General features: G+C 57.9%; 20 protein-coding genes. 15 read left to right on the top strand and 5 right to left on the bottom strand.

Going from position 1 to position 17,793, the window contains the following annotated elements; genetic code table 11:
* Positions 1 to 13 precede the first annotated feature (13 nt).
* A complete protein-coding gene (locus CACC_RS04315; RefSeq protein ID WP_035108609.1) occupies positions 14 to 922 on the bottom strand; it encodes an NAD(P)/FAD-dependent oxidoreductase in 909 nt (302 codons plus the stop codon).
* 443 nt (positions 923 to 1,365) lie between these two features.
* Between CACC_RS04315 and CACC_RS04310 the strand changes: the two genes are divergently transcribed.
* From CACC_RS04310 to CACC_RS04300, 3 genes are all read left to right on the top strand, one after another.
* Complete coding sequence (locus tag CACC_RS04310) at positions 1,366 to 1,674, top strand: hypothetical protein (RefSeq protein ID WP_126318695.1); 309 nt, start codon at positions 1,366 to 1,368, stop codon at positions 1,672 to 1,674.
* An 86-nt stretch (positions 1,675 to 1,760) separates the two neighbouring features.
* A complete protein-coding gene (locus tag CACC_RS04305; RefSeq protein WP_005280001.1) occupies positions 1,761 to 2,381 on the top strand; it encodes an Ltp family lipoprotein in 621 nt (206 codons plus the stop codon).
* Between the two features lie 49 nt (positions 2,382 to 2,430).
* On the top strand, positions 2,431 to 2,577 hold the full coding sequence (locus tag CACC_RS04300; protein ID WP_005280000.1) for a hypothetical protein: 147 nt from the start codon (positions 2,431 to 2,433) through the stop codon (positions 2,575 to 2,577).
* A gap of 38 nt (positions 2,578 to 2,615) precedes the next feature.
* Here CACC_RS04300 and CACC_RS04295 read toward each other — a convergent pair whose 3' ends face one another.
* The gene (locus CACC_RS04295; protein ID WP_005279998.1) at positions 2,616 to 3,332 is read right to left on the bottom strand and encodes a trimeric intracellular cation channel family protein; all 717 of its coding nucleotides are present in this window, start codon (positions 3,330 to 3,332) and stop codon (positions 2,616 to 2,618) included.
* 137 nt (positions 3,333 to 3,469) lie between these two features.
* Here CACC_RS04295 and CACC_RS04290 point away from each other — a divergent pair, with 137 nt between their 5' ends.
* The 4 genes from CACC_RS04290 to CACC_RS04275 all read left to right on the top strand — a co-directional run bounded on the left by CACC_RS04290 (position 3,470) and on the right by CACC_RS04275 (position 8,314).
* Complete coding sequence (locus CACC_RS04290; RefSeq protein WP_005279997.1) at positions 3,470 to 4,666, top strand: MFS transporter; 1,197 nt, start codon at positions 3,470 to 3,472, stop codon at positions 4,664 to 4,666.
* Positions 4,667 to 4,735: 69 nt separating this feature from the next.
* A complete protein-coding gene (gene glmU, locus CACC_RS04285) occupies positions 4,736 to 6,181 on the top strand; it encodes a bifunctional UDP-N-acetylglucosamine diphosphorylase/glucosamine-1-phosphate N-acetyltransferase GlmU (RefSeq protein ID WP_023017669.1) in 1,446 nt (481 codons plus the stop codon).
* Positions 6,182 to 6,197: 16 nt separating this feature from the next.
* On the top strand, positions 6,198 to 7,172 hold the full coding sequence (locus CACC_RS04280; protein ID WP_005279993.1) for a ribose-phosphate diphosphokinase: 975 nt from the start codon (positions 6,198 to 6,200) through the stop codon (positions 7,170 to 7,172).
* A gap of 476 nt (positions 7,173 to 7,648) precedes the next feature.
* Entirely contained in the window at positions 7,649 to 8,314 is a 666-nt protein-coding gene (locus CACC_RS04275; protein WP_005279991.1) for a 50S ribosomal protein L25/general stress protein Ctc, read from the top strand.
* A 72-nt stretch (positions 8,315 to 8,386) separates the two neighbouring features.
* Here the strand turns inward: CACC_RS04275 and CACC_RS04270 are convergent, their stop codons facing one another.
* A complete protein-coding gene (locus CACC_RS04270) occupies positions 8,387 to 8,542 on the bottom strand; it encodes a hypothetical protein (RefSeq protein WP_005279990.1) in 156 nt (51 codons plus the stop codon).
* 154 nt (positions 8,543 to 8,696) lie between these two features.
* Here CACC_RS04270 and pth point away from each other — a divergent pair, with 154 nt between their 5' ends.
* The 8 genes from pth (at position 8,697) to CACC_RS04230 (ending at position 15,201) form a co-directional block, all read left to right on the top strand.
* Positions 8,697 to 9,230 carry an aminoacyl-tRNA hydrolase gene (gene pth, locus CACC_RS04265; RefSeq protein ID WP_005279989.1) on the top strand — a complete coding sequence of 178 codons (534 nt, stop codon included), beginning with the start codon at positions 8,697 to 8,699 and terminating at the stop codon, positions 9,228 to 9,230.
* A 5-nt stretch (positions 9,231 to 9,235) separates the two neighbouring features.
* Positions 9,236 to 10,075 (top strand): fumarylacetoacetate hydrolase family protein, encoded by an 840-nt coding sequence (locus CACC_RS04260; RefSeq protein WP_005279988.1) that lies wholly within the window; start codon positions 9,236 to 9,238, stop codon positions 10,073 to 10,075.
* Between the two features lie 100 nt (positions 10,076 to 10,175).
* The gene (gene ppk2 / locus CACC_RS04255; protein ID WP_005279987.1) at positions 10,176 to 11,051 is read left to right on the top strand and encodes a polyphosphate kinase 2; all 876 of its coding nucleotides are present in this window, start codon (positions 10,176 to 10,178) and stop codon (positions 11,049 to 11,051) included.
* A gap of 30 nt (positions 11,052 to 11,081) precedes the next feature.
* Positions 11,082 to 12,260 carry a sensor histidine kinase gene (locus CACC_RS04250; RefSeq protein ID WP_005279986.1) on the top strand — a complete coding sequence of 393 codons (1,179 nt, stop codon included), beginning with the start codon at positions 11,082 to 11,084 and terminating at the stop codon, positions 12,258 to 12,260.
* Positions 12,253 to 12,912, top strand: a complete 660-nt coding sequence (locus CACC_RS04245) for a response regulator transcription factor (RefSeq protein WP_005279984.1) — start codon at positions 12,253 to 12,255, stop codon at positions 12,910 to 12,912. The genes CACC_RS04250 and CACC_RS04245 overlap by 8 nt, the downstream gene beginning before the upstream one ends.
* An 85-nt stretch (positions 12,913 to 12,997) precedes the next feature.
* Complete coding sequence (locus CACC_RS04240) at positions 12,998 to 13,711, top strand: ATP-binding cassette domain-containing protein (RefSeq protein WP_005279982.1); 714 nt, start codon at positions 12,998 to 13,000, stop codon at positions 13,709 to 13,711.
* A complete protein-coding gene (locus CACC_RS04235) occupies positions 13,704 to 14,048 on the top strand; it encodes a hypothetical protein (protein ID WP_005279981.1) in 345 nt (114 codons plus the stop codon). Before CACC_RS04240 ends, CACC_RS04235 begins: the two co-directional genes overlap by 8 nt.
* Positions 14,049 to 14,706: 658 nt before the next feature.
* A complete protein-coding gene (locus CACC_RS04230) occupies positions 14,707 to 15,201 on the top strand; it encodes a hypothetical protein (protein WP_249852966.1) in 495 nt (164 codons plus the stop codon).
* A gap of 46 nt (positions 15,202 to 15,247) precedes the next feature.
* Here the strand turns inward: CACC_RS04230 and CACC_RS04225 are convergent, their stop codons facing one another.
* The gene (locus CACC_RS04225; protein ID WP_005279979.1) at positions 15,248 to 16,702 is read right to left on the bottom strand and encodes a glyceraldehyde-3-phosphate dehydrogenase; all 1,455 of its coding nucleotides are present in this window, start codon (positions 16,700 to 16,702) and stop codon (positions 15,248 to 15,250) included.
* A gap of 63 nt (positions 16,703 to 16,765) precedes the next feature.
* Positions 16,766 to 17,761: a nitronate monooxygenase gene (locus CACC_RS04220; protein ID WP_035108605.1), complete on the bottom strand. Its 996-nt coding sequence runs from the start codon at positions 17,759 to 17,761 to the stop codon at positions 16,766 to 16,768.
* Positions 17,762 to 17,793: the final 32 nt, after the last annotated feature.

Genomic DNA, 17,793 nt, shown 5'->3' with positions numbered 1-17,793 from the left:
AGATATAATTCCTCTAGCAGGAGACATCCTCATCAAACATCTTCTGATCCACCTTGATGGCAACGGCGGCTCCAGCTCCCATGGCTTGAGGCATCTGGTCTGGAGAGCTGATGACATTTCCGGCGGCCCAAATTCCCTCACACGAAGTCATCCCAGAATCCGCTTTAATCCAACCGTTTTCTACAGCGCATCCAGCTTTCCTGAGAATCGAATCATTGGGAACAAATTCAGGCCCAGTAAAGCAAGCTTCGTATTCTCTCTTTTCCTGCTCTACGTCAAGAACTACGCCACCATCAAATCGCTCAGATTCTGTAACCCCTTGCACTAAATTAAGTTCGATCGTGATTCCTAGCGATTCCATACGCCGCTGTTCCTCTTTCGGAAGCTCCAATCCATTTGGATAGAAAGTCACTCGATCCGTCCACTTAGTGAGCAACATTGCTATGCGGAAAGTAAAGGGAGGGTTCTTTCCTCCAATGACGGCTAGGTTCTTATTTTTGACCTCGTAGCCATGACAGTAGGGGCAATGAAAAACTCGTGAGCCCCACAGCCGCTCTAGTCCGGGAACATCTGGCAAATCGTCAGTGATACCTGTAGCAACGATTACATGACGCGAGTAGATTACCTCACCGCTTTCCAATTCGGCTTTCCACCCAGATGAGTCATCCTCAAAAGGAGAGAGCAACTTTGCCTTTTCAGAGATAATCTCTCCTCCAAACGATTGAAATTCACGGCGGCCACTTTCCAGCATTTGAATAGGCGAAGCTGACTCAAAACCTAAAACTCCGTGGGAATGCTCGCTAAACCTATTCCGTGGCTGATGTGAGTCCACTAAGACGACAGACCGGTTCGCGCGAGCCAAAGTAATTGCTGCAGAAGTGCCCGCAAAACCGCCACCAATAATTACTACGTCCGTCCTCATAGAATTTCTTCCCTTCCCAACTGCTTAGTCATTGATAACCGAGTTTTCCTAATCCCATCTTAAGACAAAGCGAGTTAGGGAGCAGAGGCCAAATGCCTGCGGCTGCATTAATCGAGGATCCCACGAGTTAACAGATACGTTGAGACAATACGAACCGTTCGCACACATAGGCGATTTCCCTTACTCTCCACCATACTTATGTCCAGACCGGTTGATTTATTAAAAGCTGTTGAAGCTTCACGCCCCAGCCCGATGCCGGGGTGCGTACCGGCAACAATCACTCGTTACTCCTCTTCCGAAAGACCCTAGCGTTGGACAACTCTCCATATCAGACCCCCTATCCCACACAACCGGTCCCAGTTCCCACAACAAAGCCGAAAAAGCCGCTTTTTAAGCGGTGGCGGTTCTGGCTATTACTCGTCGGGGCCGCCCTCGTAGTGTTCATGGCCTTTATTTTTGTCATACTAAAGATAAGCGAAGCCCAAGATACTGAGGCTGCTTTGGATAAATGCCGCGAGCAAGTAACCAACCGGGCCAAGTATCCCGGCGGAGTCAGTTTTCCAGAAGAGATTGATATTCAGTCGCCAGATTCTATAACCGATTCGCCACGGACGTACCACGCCTTTGGCCAAGTTGATTTTCCCAATGGCTTTGGCACCCCAGTCCGAGAGTTCTATTCCTGCACCATCGTTGTTGATCTGGGTGATGTACAAGATTCCACTGTCCATGTTGCTAAAGATCCGCTTCGTTAATCTCTCTCGACCACAGTCACGACAATGTGGCCAATGTCGGAAAACTTTCTTCCATACCCCCACCCACATTGAAAGGAACCCTCACCATGAGTACCCCCTCCTCTTCTCCCTCTCCGTATTCCAATAACTCTCAACCCGCGGGCCAACCACCGGTGGGTCAACCACCAGCTGACGCGCCGCAGAAGAAAAAGGGCGGGTGCCTCAAATGGGGCGCAATCATCATCGGTGTCCTCATTGTTATTTCCATCATTGCGGGTTTGGGCGGCAGCGATGATGAAAACAGCAGCAGCACAAACTCCACGGACCAAACCACCCAGCAAGACACTGTGGAGGCCAACCCAGAAGAAGAGGCTCAGGAGGTTGACGCAGGCGAAGATTCTCACGCTGCGCAGGATGACCAGGACGTCCCGCGCGAATTCAAGAATGCCCTGAAGAGCGCCAAGGTGTACTCAGACACCATGCACATGTCCAAGCAGGGATTGTACGACCAGCTCAGCAGCGAGTACGGTGAGCAATTCAGCCCGGAAGCCGCCCAGTACGCCATTGATAATTTGGAAGCGGACTACCACGATAATGCTCTTCAAACGGCTCGCAATTACGAAGAAATGATGAGCATGTCCCCCAACGCCATCTATGACCAACTCGTCAGCGAATACGGTGAAAAGTTCACCGCAGAAGAAGCACAGTACGCAGTGGATAATCTGTAGTCACCCTCACTAGCATTGAGGCACCACTGCACTCGAAAGGATTCCTGCCATGAACGCTCCACACTCCACGTCTTCCCCGGAACCTGATGACGACTCCCAGGAGCCGTTGCCTTTAACCAAGGATCCATTCCTTAGGTGGAGCGTTCTTGTCCTTATTATCCTTGTCATCATCGCCATCGTCACCAACCTGCCTTAAAGCTGGCGACGGCATGGTCCGACTAGGCGTCTAGTCCCCTAGCGCTTGCGCCGGCCGCGGCGAAAACCTTTTAGCTCCGCCTTCTTGGCAATCGCGGCCACCTGTGCCGCGGTGTAGTTCACCGGCGCGACCCCGGCGCGCGGCAGGACCCAGCCCCGCCAGTAGGAGATGATGGCCATGCCACTGCCGACGATCGGAGAAACCACCATGCCCATGGCAAATTGGTCATAGGATGCAAAGGTCACCATGACGATGCCGGTAACGATGGATGGCACTGCGTAGAGGGGGCTGCCGCCGAAAATGGACGGGATTTGTCCAGAGGCGACATCGCGGACCATTCCCCCACCAACGGCGGTAAGAACTCCCAAAAATACGCACGGGATCATGGGCATGCCCGCAGCCAGTGCTTTCACGCAACCGGTGGTAGACCACATGCCCAAAATGATGGCATCGCCGTGCTCGCGGAAAATCTCCCACGCCTTTCCCTTCAGTTCAATGAGGAAGGCGGTCAGCGCGCCGGCGCAGGCAAGGCCCAGGTACCAGGGGTCTGAAATGGCGGCGGCGGGGCCGTCATCGATAAGCATGTCGCGGATCATGCCGCCAGCCAGGCCAGAGAAGAGGGCGAGGAAAATAAATCCCACGATGTCGAATTCGCGGCGGCGGGCAATCGTGCCGCCGATGATGCCGTTCAAGGCCACTCCGATCAGATCGAAGGCCTGGTACATCGTGTTGATGAGGGGATCCACGTCGTGCATAACAACTACTGAACATAGCCGATCACACCGGTTTCGCCCTTTCCAGGGGTAGCTGGCGAGTAAGGTTGATAGACGGTCTCTTATGGCCGGATTACAGTGTTCTCCCGCTTTGTCTCGGTTATCTCGAAAGTTCTTTCATGTCTAACTCAAATGCCAGGTACTTCATCTGGTCCAATGGCCTGCAAAATTTAGGTGATCAGATCGTTGCCTCCAAAACGGTGCTGCCAGCGCTTTTTAATGCGGCAGGCGTTCCCGCCTTCTTCACCGGCCTGCTTACCCCTATCCGGGAATCTGGCTCCATGCTGCCGCAGGCCGCCCTTACCCCCTGGGTGACCACGCACCGCGCCCGCAAGCGCTTGTGGATGATCGGCTCAACCGGCCAAGCCATCTCCGGCGCCGTCATTGCCCTCGCCGCATTCTTTATCCGTGGCGCATGGCTGGGTGTGGTCGTGCTTCTCGCCTTGGCGGCGCTTTCCTTATTCCGCGCTCTGTGTTCTATTGCGGGAAAGGACGTGCAGGCGCGCACGATTTCCAAGGGCCAGCGCGGCCGGGTCACCGGATCAGCAGCGGCCTTGGGCGGCGGGGCCACCCTGCTGGCCGGCGTCATCTTATTCCTCTTGGGGGATCTCACAATTTCCACTATGGGCATCGTTTTATTGGTCGGCGCTTCTACCTGGGCCATTGCCACGTGGGTATTTTCGCACGTGGAAGAGCCGGTGCCGGAGGGGGAGCAAGAGGGCATCGATAAGAGCTGGTGGTCAGATACCTGGAAGCTTTTTACTGGCGATGCCCAATTCCGCAACTTCGTCATCGTTCGCTCCCTGCTGCTGGTCTCGGCGCTTTCTACCGCATTTATCGTGCTGCTGCACGATGACCTTTCCGGCATCTACGGCTTCGTGCTTGCCTCCGGTCTGGCTTCGCTCCTGGGTGGGCGCGTTTCTGGCATATTTTCGGATAGATCCTCCAAGAACACTATGGCGGCTGGTGCGGCCATTTCCTCCGTCATCATCCTGCTCATCGTGGCTGGTTCCCATTGGGCCCCAGACTCCGTGAATGCTTGGGTCATGCCGCTCGGCTTCTTTGCCGTCAACCTCGCGCATACGGCAGTCCGCGTGGCCCGAAAGACCTACGTTGTGGATATGGCCGGCGGCGATAAAAGGACGCAGTACGTGGGTGCCGCTAATACAATGATGGGCATTATTTTGCTCATCGTGGGTGGTATTTCTTCCGTCATTGCCCTCGCGGGGCCAGAGGCAGCGTTGATTTTCTTGGCGCTCGTTGGCTTTGTTGGCGTGTGGCGCGCGGGCAGCCTAAAGGAGGTTTCTCGCACATAGTTTAAATAGGGACTATATGATGAAGCCCGAAGAACTAATCAAACTCAACCCCCAGGAGTTTTGTTGACCGTGGAAGCAACTACCCCAAGTGCCGTCGTCGTCCTCGCGGCGGGCGCCGGCACGCGCATGAAATCCACAAAGCAAAAGACTTTGCACGAAATTGGCGGTCGCACGCTGCTTGGACACGCACTGCACGCCGCGGCGGGAATTAATCCAGACCACCTCGTGACCGTCGTGGGCCACCAGCGCGAGCAGGTCTCACCCGTCGTAGAAAAGATTTCGAATGAGCTGGACCGCGAGGTTGTGCAGGCCGTGCAGGAAGAACAGCGCGGTACCGGCCATGCCGTGTCCTGCGGGATTTCCCCGATTTCGGATTTTGAAGGCACCATCATCGTTACCAATGGTGACGTGCCGCTTTTGACCCCAGAAACCATCGAGGGCCTGCGCGATACCCACACCGTTCAAGGCAATGCGGTCACGGTATTATCCATGCGCCTTGCAGATCCCACCGGTTATGGCCGCATCATTCGCGACACGGACGGGTCTGTGTCCGCCATCGTGGAGCACAAGGATGCCACCGATGAACAGCGCTTGGTTGATGAGGTCAATTCCGGCGTTTTCGCTTTCGATGCGGCAGCATTGCGCGATGCCCTAACCAAGCTTGATACCAATAATGCGCAGGGCGAGCTCTACATTACCGATGTCCTCGAAATCGCCCGCACCGCTGGGCATGGCGTGGGTGCGCACGTGGCCGCGGATCCGCAGGAACTCGCCGGCGTCAATGACCGCGTGCAGCTGGCCGCCGCTGGCCGCGAGCTCAACCGCCGCATGGTGGAAAAGGCTATGCGCGGCGGCGCCACCATCATCGATCCAGAGACCACTTGGATCGGTGTCAATGTCACCATCGGCACCGATGTCACCATCCACCCCGGCACCCAGCTGTGGGGTGCAACGAGCATTGCCGATAATGCCGAGATCGGCCCAGATTCCACGTTGACGAATATGCAGATCGGTACCGGCGCGTCCGTCGTCCGCACCCACGGCAGCGATTCCGTCATCGGCGTCAACGCCAAGATCGGGCCTTTTACCTTTATTCGCCCGAATACCATCGTGGGCGAAGACGGCAAGCTCGGCGGCTTCGTGGAGGCGAAGAATGCCGAGCTCGGCCGCGGTACCAAGGTGCCGCACCTTACCTATATTGGTGATGCCACCGTGGGCGAGGAATCCAATATCGGGGCATCCTCGGTCTTCGTCAATTACGACGGTGTGAACAAGCACCACACCACCATTGGCAGCCACGTGCGCACCGGCTCGGATACGATGTTTATCGCTCCGGTCAATGTCGGTGATGGCGCGTACTCCGGTGCGGGTACAGTAATTAAAGACGATGTTCCCGCGGGAGCACTCGTAGTCTCCGGTGGCAAACAGCGCAATATCGAAGGCTGGGTTGAAAAGAAGCGTCCGGGCACCCCAGCGGCAGAAGCCGCAGCCCGTGCACAGGACAACGAAAAGTAAAGGGGCATATTCTCCTATGACTGGCAAGGTAACTGGTAGTAGCAAGAACATGAAGCTCTTTTCTGGGCGCGCACACCCAGAATTGGCAGAGGCAGTGGCAAAGGAACTTAACACCGATCTGGTTCCTACCACCGCCCGGGACTTCGCCAATGGCGAAATCTTTATCCGCTTCGAAGAGTCCGTGCGCGGCGCTGACTGCTTCGTCATGCAATCGCATTCCCAACCGCTCAATAAGTGGTTGATGGAACAGCTCATCATGATCGATGCATTGAAGCGTGGTTCCGCCAAGCGCATCACCGCAATCTTGCCGTTCTACCCATATGCGCGTCAGGATAAAAAGCACTTGGGCCGCGAACCCATCTCCGCCCGCCTGGTCGCAGACCTCCTGCAGGCAGCCGGCGCGGACCGCATCGTCTCGGTGGACCTGCACACGGACCAGATCCAGGGCTTCTTCGACGGCCCGGTGGACCACATGCACGCCCAGCCCATCTTGACTGACTACATCAAGTCCAAGTACGCCACCGATAACATCGCCGTCGTCTCCCCCGATGCTGGCCGCGTGAAGGTCGCCGAAAAGTGGGCCCACGACCTGGGCGATGCCCCGCTGGCCTTCGTGCACAAGACCCGCTCCAATACCGAGGCCAATAAGACGGTCTCCAACCGCGTGGTGGGCGAAGTTGAGGGCAAGGACTGCGTGCTTCTCGATGACATGATTGACACCGGCGGCACCATCGCCGGTGCTGTGCGCGTCCTCAAGGAAGCAGGTGCAAAGAAGGTCATCATCGCCTGCACCCACGGCGTCTTCTCTGACCCCGCCCGCGAGCGCCTGTCCGAGTGCGGTGCCGAGGAAGTCATCACCACCGATACCCTGCCGCAGTCCACCGAAGGCTGGTCCAACCTCAAGGTCCTGTCCATCGCCCCGCTTCTGGCTCGGACCATCCACGAGATCTTCGAAAACGGTTCCGTGACTACCCTTTTCGACCGCGCATAAGCGTTTAGCCGGTCGCACTACACCTCACACCCCGCCCTTCGCGCTCACCGTGAACGGCGGGGTGTTGGTGTTTTCCATCCCCGTGAGCGCCGAGGGCGGCGCAGGTACACGCAAGCACTACCGCACTACCGCACTACCGCCTGCTGTTCTCCCACCCGCCCTTCGCGCTCACTGCGTAACCCGAGCTACAGACATACGCGCCGCCGGTGAGCGCGAAGGGCGTAATCAGAGGAAAGGGCGCGAAGGAAGATTAGCGGGGCGGGTTTTGGTTTCATCGACCGAGAGATGCTAATCTAATTCAGTCTCGGCGAGGGCGACTCAAAAATTGGGAAGCCGTTATCGACGCGATTGAAGTTAGAGTATGTTGCTTTTATTGACGCCTGCGATGACTCGTCCAAGACGTTCATCGGCAGGCTTTCGTCGTTTTTATAACTTCGATAGCCTCGCCGCACTACACCAACAAAGGAGATTGCATCATGGCAGAGCGCCCAATTATTAAAGCAGAACCACGTACCGTCTTTGGCAAGGGCTACGCCCGCCGCCTGCGCCGCGACTGGAAGGTTCCCGGCGTAATCTACGGTAGCGACCAGGAGCCCGTACACTTCGCAGTGCCGCTGCTGGACATCCAGTCCCTCGTTCGCAACAACGGTGTCAACGCCGTTTTGGAGCTCGAGATCGAGGGCGAGCAGTACCTGACCATGGTCAAGAACGTTGACCAGAACGTGCTCACCATGGACATCGACCACGTTGACCTGCTGCTGATTAAGCGCGGCGAGAAGGTCGAGGTTGAGGTTCCGATTACCCTGACCGGCGAGTCCGCACCGGGCACCATGCACATCCAGGATGCAGACGTCCTCATGGTTGAGGCTGACGTACTGAACATTCCGGAAGAGATCGAGCTGTCCATCGAGGGCCTCGAGGACGGCGAGGTCATCACCGCCGCCGACATCACTATGCCGGAAGGCACCACCCTGGTGGCAGACCCAGAGACCGTTATCCTCTCCATCACCCTGCCTGAGGTTGACGAGGAGCTCGAGGAGGCCGCTGAGGCTGCCGAGGAAGGCGGCGCCGACGCTGGTGCCGACTCCGTCGACGAAGAGGGCGAAGGCGAGTCCTCCGAGTCCGACGACTCCGAGGAGTAATTTCCCACTCCCCAAACGCATATCGCCGTGAGCATTGCTGCTCACGGCGATATCGTGGTTTTATAGATGGTTTTATAAATCTTGTCCGGCAAGTTCACGAATTCTAGGCGTGATTTCGATCTTGCCTTTGCCTTCCTTAGCGCGTTTGATAATGAGCCGCGCAGCAGCAACTTTGCTACTAGGAATCTTTTCAGTTTCGCGATCATCTTCAGGTAGTTTTTCGGGCATGGGACGCACCTCCTTAATCACTACGATACTTCTCCAAGTCCACCGCTGTAAGAGGTATTTTTAGCAACCGAGCAGCAATGATACTCGGCGGCATATTCTATGGAGCATGGAAGTGTATTTCCAATAGAATTTCAATCTATGCGACAATAATGCAGTGACTCCACTACTCGTAGTAGGCCTTGGCAATCCTGGCCCGAAATATTCAGGCACGCGGCACAATATCGGCTTCGACGTTGCCGATGAGCTCGCCGGTGAATTAATGAGCAGCTTTTCGGTACATAAGAAGACTAATACCGAGGTTGCGGAAGGAATGCTATCCGGCCGCAAGGTAATCTGCGCTAAACCGCGGTCCTTTATGAATCTTTCTGGCGGGCCGATCAAGGCACTCGCCCAGTACTTCCATCTGGCGCCCGCGGATATTGTGGTGGTGCACGATGAATTAGAGTTCGACTTCGGGACCGTGAAATTGCGCCAAGGCGGTGGCGATCACGGGCACAACGGTCTGCGCTCTACTACGAAGTCGCTCGGTACTAAGGACTATCAGCGTCTTTCCATCGGCATCGGAAGGCCGCCAGGCCGGATGGATCCGGCATCGTTTGTGCTCAAGCCATGGTCCAAGCAAGAAAAGGTGGAAATCCCTATCCTCTGCGCTGACGCGGTAGCAGAAATAAGGAGTGCGCTAGACTAGCTGGCATGAAATTGGCTACTCTTCGCACCGCGTTCGGCACCTCCGCAATCCGCATTGAAGGCGATAATGTGGGAGTGGAGCTGGACTACGAAGACGTAGGAGCGCTGCTGCGCAGCGAAGATTGGCGCAAGGCCGCACAGCTATCCGGCGAGCCGATAGTCTTTGATCAGCATGATTTAGAAGCAGTCGTCCCAACGCCAGGAAAAATCATCTGCGTAGGCCTTAATTACGCCAAACATATCCGGGAAATGGGCCGCGACTTTCCCGAGCACCCCACGCTGTTTATCAAGTTCGCCGATGCCCTGACCGGCCCCTTCGATGACGTCTATATCCCCGAATACGCTACCCAGAAGCTGGACTATGAGGGTGAGCTAGCGGTGGTCATCGGCGAGCGCGCGCACCGCGTAACCCGCGCGGACGCATTGGATTACGTGGCGGGGTATTCCATCATGAATGACTACACCCTGCGCGATTTTCAGCGCCAGACCAGCCAATTCCACGCTGGCAAGTCTTTTTATCGCACCGCAGGGTTTGGGCCTTGGCTGACCACCCCTGATGAATGGGCGCCAGGTGGTAGCGCGCGGCTGACCACCACGGTTAATGGCGAGGTGCGCCAGCAAGACAATACCGATGACCTCATCTTTTCCATCGCTGAGCTCATCGAATTTTGCTCACAGCTCTATCCCCTCAACCCCGGTGACGTCATCGTGACCGGTACGCCCGAAGGCGTTGGGTTTGCCCGCGACCCGCAACAATTCCTCCAGGATGGCGATACGGTAGCCATCGATATCGAAGGGCTCGGCCATATTTCTAATACCACTCGCTACGGCGAGCCCGGCCTCTAAGCCTGTTGCACATACCCCGCACATGCTGTGGCTGGGTTCTCACTCCAACGAGGGCACACCAGTTTTCTAGATAGGGCTACCAAGCCGTTAAGCTGGAAGAATGAGCACCAAAAGCAGCAAATCCCCTAAGAAGCTGAATAAGAAGGCCTACGAAAAAGAGCTCGAGCGGTTGCAAGCAGAGCTCGTCGATATGCAGCAGTGGGTCGTTGAAACCGGCGCCCGCGTGGTCATCATCATGGAAGGCCGCGACGCCGCCGGCAAGGGTTCTGCCATTAAGCGCATCACGCAGTACCTCAACCCCCGTACCTGCCGCATCGAGGCACTACCGGCCCCGAACTCGCGCGAGCAGGGACAGTGGTATTTCCAGCGCTACGTGGAAAAGCTGCCCACCAAGGGCGAAATCGTCATCTTTGACCGCTCTTGGTACAACCGCGCCGGCGTTGAGCGCGTCATGGGCTTTTGCACCGACCAAGAATACGTCCGTTTCTTGCACCAGGCTCCCACCTTTGAGCAGATGCTTGTGGAAGACGGCATTATCCTGCGCAAGTACTGGTTCTCTGTCTCCGATGAAGAGCAGATTAAGCGCTTTGAATCCCGCCGCAATGATCCGCTGCGCCGCTGGAAGCTCTCCCCCATGGATCTGCAATCCATTACCCGCTGGGAGGACTACTCCCGCGCCAAGGATGCCATGTTCATCCACACCGATACCCCGACCGCGCCGTGGTACACCGTGGAGTCCGAGGATAAAAAACGCTCGCGCATCAACGTCATTTCGCACCTGCTCAACACGATCCCTTACGAGAAGATCGAGCGCGAGCTGCCGGAGATCCCACACCGTCCCGATTCCGATGGCAAGACCTACGAGCGCCCAGACCGCGAAGAGTTCCGTTACGTACCGGATGTAGCCGCCAAGCTAGAGGACTCGTCTAAAAAGAAAGGGAAGAAGAAAGGCAAGAAGAAGGACAAAAAGAAGTAGTCCCCCGAAGGCGTACTACTATGTCCGACTATGAGCACTGACACCGTGGCAAAAGCACGCTTAGGGGATAAAATCCTCACCGCGGTGGCAGCGCTCATCGCGCTGTTTTATCTCATCGGGGCTTGGGCGGCTCCAGGAGCTATCGAGCTCATCCAAGCAGCGCTTTCGCTTTTATTCTTGCCCTTCATCTGGGTCTGGCGTACCAAACCAGTACTCAGTGCAGCTGGCTTTATTGTCCTCCTTGGTGCGTGGGCCGCGGCGTGGATAAGCCAGCTACCAGCCAACCTCGGGGTTACTCCATGGGCATTGACCGCGCCGATGGCCGTCTACGCCACCTCCCGCTACGTGGAACGCCGCTCAATTCCCCGCGCGGTGCTTACCGCGGCGCTCTTGGGTTCCTTTATATCGCCCGCGATGTGGCGCATTGACCCCGAGTCCTTTCTCTTATCTTTCCAGCTCGATCGCCGCTACATCACCTTGCTGGTGGTGCATTGGGCGGTGCTCGGCAGCGCCTACTTCATCGCCGCACGCTATTTTGACCTGGATAGGCAACGCGAGCGCTTAGCTCAAGAACGGTTCCACCAAGCGCAGGAGGAAGAGCGCTTACTCATCGCGCGGGAATTGCACGATGTCTTGGCCCACTCCCTCACCTTGATCAAGGTTCAGGCTAATGCCGGGATTATCGCCGCGCGCACGGATACCACCGCTGCCGAGGACACCTTGCAGAGCATTCGCGATGGTGCGGATTCCGCGCTGGAGGAAGTGCGCGGCATCGTCACGGCACTACGCAGTACGGGGCCTGCAGCTTTGGAACCCGCGCAGCAGCTCGAGCATGTACAGGGCATCATCGACGGCTTTCGCACCGCTGGCCTGAAGATTGACGCGGAATTGCCTTCCTCCTTCGAGGTTTCCGCGCTGACTCAGCTTGCCCTGGTACGCATCATTTCTGAAGGGCTGACCAATGCCCTGCGCCACCAAGGCCCTGGTACGCACGTGCAGCTAAAACTCACGCTTTCCGATGCCGCACGGGTCACCCTCACCTCCACCGCTACGTCACCTACACCCAGTGAGGTATCCGGCAGCGGCGTGGGTTTGGTGGGAGTTAAGGAACGCGCCCAAGCCTTGGGCGGATACTTAACCAGCAGTGGCGATGCCCAGAAATTTACACTGGCTGCGGAACTCCCACTACACAAGGACAACCATGCCTAAGATTCGCGTCATGCTTGCAGATGATCAAGCAATGCTCGTCGCTGCCTTATCGACCATCTTGAACGCGCAGGAAGATATTGAGGTGGTGGCTACCGCAGCCTCCGGAGGCGACGCCGTCTCCTTGGCACTTCGCCACCGCATTGATGTGGCCATTTTGGATATACGAATGCCTGGCATGGATGGAATCGCCGCGGCCCAAGCCATTCTTTCCCGCACCCCTAACTGCCGGATTATCATGCTCACCACATTCAATGAAGAAGATCTGGTATCCCAATCTATTGCCGCCGGTGCGCATGGATTCTTGCTAAAAGACGCCGACCCAGAGGTTCTGGTACACGCCGTACGCGACGTCGCCAAGGGCGAGTCTGTCCTCGCCGCCCAGGTAACGGGCCCTGTTTTAGAGGGCTACCGCAAGGCGCTAACGCACAGCCAGCTCAGTCCGCACGAGCGCCAAGGACTGAGCCTAGTTACTCGGCGCGAGATGGAGGTGCTCACGCTCATCGCGCGCGGTGCTACAAATAGCGAGATTGCCGGCCACATGTCTATCGCAGATACCACGGTAAAAACGCATGTCTCCGCTCTGATGTCCAAGCTAGCTGCACGCGACCGCGTGGCTTTGGTACTGCTGGCGCACAAAGCCGGCATCGCCTAGCCTCCTGCTGTGGTAGGACTACCCCGGCGCGAAGACCGTCTCGAGGGCTGAAGATCAAGGCAGTAGCGCGGCTCATACTTTTCGTATGAGCTATGAGGTTTCTTTCGAACACATCACAGAGTCTTTCGGCTCCCAGGCAGTGCTGCGGGATATAAGTTTTCACGTTTCGCCTGGCCGCGTACACGCTGTGCTCGGGAGAAATGGCGCCGGCAAGTCCACCTTGTTTTCCATTTTCCTCGGTCTGCTGCCCGCCGATTCGGGAACGGTGCGCGTGGCCGGAGAACCATGGTCGCGGGAAGTTCTCGACCATGTCGGCGCCTCGGTTAACGGGCCGGCTTTCTATGGCCACCTTTCTGCCACAGATAACCTCCGCGTGCATACCCGCCTGCTCGGGTTGCCCGATACTGAAATCGACCGTGTCTTGCACATTGCTGGTCTAGCCGGGGCTGGTTCTAAGAAGGCAAAGTCTTTTTCCACCGGAATGAAAGCCCGCTTGGCCTTAGCCCAAGCCCTACTCGGTGATCCAGAAATCTTATTGCTCGATGAACCGCAAAATGGACTCGATCCACAGGGCATCGCGGAGCTCCGCAAACTCCTCCAGCAGCTCGCCGCCGCTGGGCACACAGTCGTGGTCAGCTCCCATCAACTCGGTGAGGCCCTTCACCTAGCCCACGACATCACTATTTTGTCCCAAGGCACTATCCGGTACTCCGGCTCCCTACAAGAACTGGCCCCCAGCGGTGAATTGGAAGCCGAATTCTTCCGCCTGACTTCTGCAGATGGTGAGACCGATGAGTAACCAGTATCGACGGTATCTTTCTGCAGAACTACTGCGTTGCCGCGGCAGCGCCCTGCAGTGGTTACCCTTGCTCGCCCTGCCCCTAGTGGTAATGACGGTATTCTTTTCTGCGTTCGCCTCCTCCGCCGAGGACGCTACCGGGGTTCTTGGCTGGCAATCCATGTTTATCACCGGCATGTACGCGCCGCTCATTGCGGTTTTTGCTGGGGTTCCAGAGCGCCGCGAGGTGCTCAGCCGCGGCGGCGGCACCCTATGGCGCCGGCTTCATCCTCGCTACGAGCACGCGTCCCGGTTCCTCTTCGTCGTGGTAAGCCTCGCAGTTTTTTCACCTTCTTAATTTCGGTCTGTCCTGGGCGGCGGTTGCAGCGCAAGGGCGTGCAGACCACCAGCTGCTTCTCATCGCTGGGGTTTATTCTTTCCTTGGAGCCATCGGCATCGCGGGGCTTGCGACCGCATGCGCCCGCAGGCTGGGCCTTGCCGTCACGCTTATCCTCGCGGTTATCTGGCAGGTCATTAGTGTGCTTCCTCGTGTTGTCGAGGGGCAGCTATGGTGGGCCTTTCCGCCCGCGTGGCCGCTGCGGTTACTGTTGCCTGCGCTGCGTATCCACCAAAATTCGGTTCCGCTCGAGCCTGGCGATCCACTCCTGCAGGAAAGCCCTCTTCCTGCACTGGCGTTATGCCTCATCCTCGCTGTAGCAGGCTCTTTGACCGTGACCATGACGCCTCGGCGAGTACGTCCGCTTTCCCGACGCCGGCGCGTAGCGATACCCACGACCAGTACCGCCGCCACGCCAGCTCAAGGGTGGCAGCCTGCGAGTGCCTCTCGTGCCGCTGCCTGCTCCCGCCTTTCCGATGCGCTCCGGGGCTTTCACCGGGCCATAATGACGCCAGCGGTCATTACGTGCTTGGTATTAAGCGCCTTAGCGCTGATCTTTATTGCCCTTTACTACCCACCACGCTATGTACAGGGATTCTTCGTATTTCTGCTTCTCCCCGTGGGTGCCGGTGTACTTCCTGTACTGGTCTGGCCGGGGTTCTCGGGCGCGTGGCCGATTGTCTATACAGAATCTCGCCACTGCTCTACTGCCCTTCTCCTGTGGTTACTGGGCATCATCGCAGCGGTGTGCACGTGTGCTTCGGTCGCAGTTATCTTCGCCGGTGAAGCCACCCTAGCTGTGCTCGCCCAACTGCCGCTGACCATCGGCGTCGGGTACGTGCTCGCGGTGGTCTCGCTCATCATGGTGATCCGCTTTGGTATCTGGAGCTCGCTAGTTCTCACCATCATCGGCACCATTGTCTCCGTGACGGTAGGCGGCGATGTCCTTGCAAAGACCGTCCTCTGGCTCGTTGCTTTCCCCGCCTGGCCGATGAATGCGGATTCTCCTGGCCGCTACGCCTGTGCTGCGATAATGACCCTGCTTTTCGCCGCCATTACTTCGTGGGCCGCCAGGCGGTTGCTGCGCACACGGGCACTTCGCCCTACCGATTAAATAACTAAGGCCCGCGGGGACTCCGCGGGCCTTAAACTATGCGAGCTTAAAGCTCAGAGGGAGATACGCGCTTGGGCAGGACCACCGGGCGGGCATTAGAAAGTCCTTCCACCACGCGGATGACCTGGTTGGAGTAACCAAACTCGTTGTCGTACCAGACATAGAGCACCAAGTGCTTGCCGGAGGCGATGGTGGCGATGCCATCGACGATGCCGGCATTGGTATTGCCCACGAAGTCGCTAGAGACGACCTCTGGGGAGGCGATGTAGGAAATCTGCTGGCGCAGATCCGAGTGCAGGGAGACGTTGCGCAGGAAGTCATTGACCTCATCGCGGTCGACTTCTTGCTCCAGCTCTAGGTTAAGCACCGCCATGGACACATCCGGGGTAGGAACGCGGATGGCGTTGCCGGTCAGCTTGCCTTCGAACTCCGGCAGGGCCTTGGCCACGGCCTTGGCGGCACCGGTGGCAGCAAGCACCATGTTCAGGCCGGCGGCGCGGCCGCGGCGCTCGCCCTTGTGGTAGTTATCAATGAGGTTTTGGTCATTGGTAAACGAGTGCGCTGTTTCCACGTGACCGTGGGCCACGCCGTAGCGGTCATTGATGACCTTGAGCACTGGGGTAATGCCATTGGTGGTGCACGATGCGGCGGAGAGGATCTTATCGTCATCGGTAATGGCGGAATCGTTGATGCCAAAGACGATGTTTTTAATATCGCCCTTGCCCGGCGCGGTCAGCAGCACGCGGGCCACGCCCTTGGCCTCCAGGTGCTGGGACAGGCCTTCCTTATCGCGCCAAACACCGGTGTTATCCACCAGCACGGCGTTGTTGATGCCGTACTCGGTGTAATCGATCGTGGCCGGGTCGTTGGCGTAGATCATCTGGATCTTCGTGCCATTGGCCCAGATAACCTGTTCTTCCTCGTCCACGCTGATGGTGCCGTTGAAGGCACCGTGGACGGAATCGCGGCGCAGGAGGCTGGCGCGCTTGATGATGTCCCCTTCGCCCTTATTGCGCACCACAATCGCGCGCAGGCGCACGCCGCCGTAAGCGGCTTCGCGAGCGACGAGGATGCGGGCAAGGAGGCGGCCGATGCGGCCAAATCCGTACAGCACGACATCGGTTGGGTCGATGTCCTCGCCGGCACCGACGATTTCCGTGAGTTCATCTTCGAGGTAGCGGCGCAGGTCATCTTCGCCCGACTCTTCAAAGCCCAAAAGGAGGCGTCCAACGTCGATGGACGCGGAGCTTAGGTTCATATCCGCTAACTCGGACAGGATGGGCAGGGTTTCTGCCGTGGAGAGCTGGCGCTGGGCAATGCGGCGTCCGTAGCGGTGGGACTTGATGATGTCGATATCGGTCTGCCCCACCAGCGGGCGGCCGAAGATGGTGGCGACGACGTTGTTATTGCGGTGCAGTTGGTGGATGAGGGGAATCATCTGTTGCGCCAATTCGAGGCGCTCGTTCCAGTCATCATGTCCAATATGTGCGTTCGCAGTCACGAGGCTCCATCCATTTCTATTTCGGGGGTGGCTAGCAATCTTCGCCCCAAATTTTAGCGTGTATCAGTGTTTGTTTTGGCATAGGGAGTCCAGAATGTCTGCGACACTACCCCCGCGGATTTTGGCGGCCGGCTCACCTACGAGGCAGTAGGCTACGGCGGCATCGTGCTGCGCTCGGCGTTCCTTGAGTACGGAATTAAGCATGGGATATACCGGGGGTATACCGGGGTGGGCGCGGGTGTAGTCGTTTTCCAAGCCGCGAGCATGGCGCCCCGAAAAAGCGCGGGTGGAGACGGTGGCCCCGCCGCGCTGGAGAAGCTTGCGGTTGTAGTCACTAGTTCCGGCTTCTTTACTCAGCAAAAAGGCAGAGCCGCACGATGCGGCGGCCACGCCGGGCAGGCTTAAAACCTGGGTTACGTCGCTTGCCGTGCGCAGCCCACCTGCGGCAATCAGCGGGATGTTTGGTGCGACCGCGTGGACGGCTTCGTGGACGGCGGCAATGAGCTCTGCCAGGGGTCGATCATCGGGAAGCGCGGTACGGTCCCACGTGCCGCGGTGCCCACCGGCAGCGGGCCCTTGTACGCACAGCGCGTCCACTCCCAGCGTGGCGGCGGCGCGGGCCTCGTCGGGCGTGGTGACGGTGGTCCAAGCTTCGGCACCAGCGGCGTGGATGCGGGCAAGCTGCTCAGAGTCAAAGGTGCCGAACATAGACCACACGACGCGCGCGCCGCCCTGGAGCGCCAGCTCGAGCTTGTCATGGAAGCCGAAGGAATAATCGGGATCCGGCAGCGTGGCACCTTCGGCCGCAGCCAATTCCGCGGCGGCGGCCAACTGCTCGGGTGTTAACGGATCCTGCGGGCAAAACAGGTTCACCCCAAAGGGGATGCCGGCGCAGGCATCAATCTGGCTGCGGGTAGAGTCCACGCTGGCAGACCCGAGTCCCAGGGTGCCAAAGGAACCGGCCTGATGCGCGGCGCGCACCAGATCCACGGTGGTAGGCCCGCCCGCCATGGGCGCTGGTATTACGGTTCGTCGCAAAGATTGAATAACCTGGCTCATAGGAAACTACTGTACCGAGCTAGAAAGGCGCA

This window comes from Corynebacterium accolens, assembly GCF_023520795.1.
In the GTDB taxonomy this organism is placed as follows: domain Bacteria; phylum Actinomycetota; class Actinomycetes; order Mycobacteriales; family Mycobacteriaceae; genus Corynebacterium; species Corynebacterium accolens.
This window is presented reverse-complemented; position numbering and strand designations above follow the sequence as displayed.

What these genes read in the sequence shown, in the direction of transcription:
- CACC_RS04270 (WP_005279990.1), bottom strand. Translation starts at nt 8,542, where the DNA reads ATGCCCGAAAAACTACCTGAAGATGATCGCGAAACTGAAAAGATTCCT.
- CACC_RS04220 (WP_035108605.1), bottom strand. Translation starts at nt 17,761, where the DNA reads ATGAGCCAGGTTATTCAATCTTTGCGACGAACCGTAATACCAGCGCCC.
- CACC_RS04315 (WP_035108609.1), bottom strand. Translation starts at nt 922, where the DNA reads ATGAGGACGGACGTAGTAATTATTGGTGGCGGTTTTGCGGGCACTTCT.
- CACC_RS04260 (WP_005279988.1), top strand. Translation starts at nt 9,236, where the DNA reads ATGAAATTGGCTACTCTTCGCACCGCGTTCGGCACCTCCGCAATCCGC.
- CACC_RS04275 (WP_005279991.1), top strand. Translation starts at nt 7,649, where the DNA reads ATGGCAGAGCGCCCAATTATTAAAGCAGAACCACGTACCGTCTTTGGC.
- CACC_RS04290 (WP_005279997.1), top strand. Translation starts at nt 3,470, where the DNA reads ATGTCTAACTCAAATGCCAGGTACTTCATCTGGTCCAATGGCCTGCAA.
- CACC_RS04245 (WP_005279984.1), top strand. Translation starts at nt 12,253, where the DNA reads ATGCCTAAGATTCGCGTCATGCTTGCAGATGATCAAGCAATGCTCGTC.
- CACC_RS04250 (WP_005279986.1), top strand. Translation starts at nt 11,082, where the DNA reads ATGAGCACTGACACCGTGGCAAAAGCACGCTTAGGGGATAAAATCCTC.
- CACC_RS04280 (WP_005279993.1), top strand. Translation starts at nt 6,198, where the DNA reads ATGACTGGCAAGGTAACTGGTAGTAGCAAGAACATGAAGCTCTTTTCT.
- CACC_RS04235 (WP_005279981.1), top strand. Translation starts at nt 13,704, where the DNA reads ATGAGTAACCAGTATCGACGGTATCTTTCTGCAGAACTACTGCGTTGC.
- CACC_RS04240 (WP_005279982.1), top strand. Translation starts at nt 12,998, where the DNA reads ATGAGCTATGAGGTTTCTTTCGAACACATCACAGAGTCTTTCGGCTCC.
- CACC_RS04300 (WP_005280000.1), top strand. Translation starts at nt 2,431, where the DNA reads ATGAACGCTCCACACTCCACGTCTTCCCCGGAACCTGATGACGACTCC.
- CACC_RS04305 (WP_005280001.1), top strand. Translation starts at nt 1,761, where the DNA reads ATGAGTACCCCCTCCTCTTCTCCCTCTCCGTATTCCAATAACTCTCAA.
- CACC_RS04295 (WP_005279998.1), bottom strand. Translation starts at nt 3,332, where the DNA reads ATGCACGACGTGGATCCCCTCATCAACACGATGTACCAGGCCTTCGAT.
- CACC_RS04310 (WP_126318695.1), top strand. Translation starts at nt 1,366, where the DNA reads ATGGCCTTTATTTTTGTCATACTAAAGATAAGCGAAGCCCAAGATACT.
- ppk2 (WP_005279987.1), top strand. Translation starts at nt 10,176, where the DNA reads ATGAGCACCAAAAGCAGCAAATCCCCTAAGAAGCTGAATAAGAAGGCC.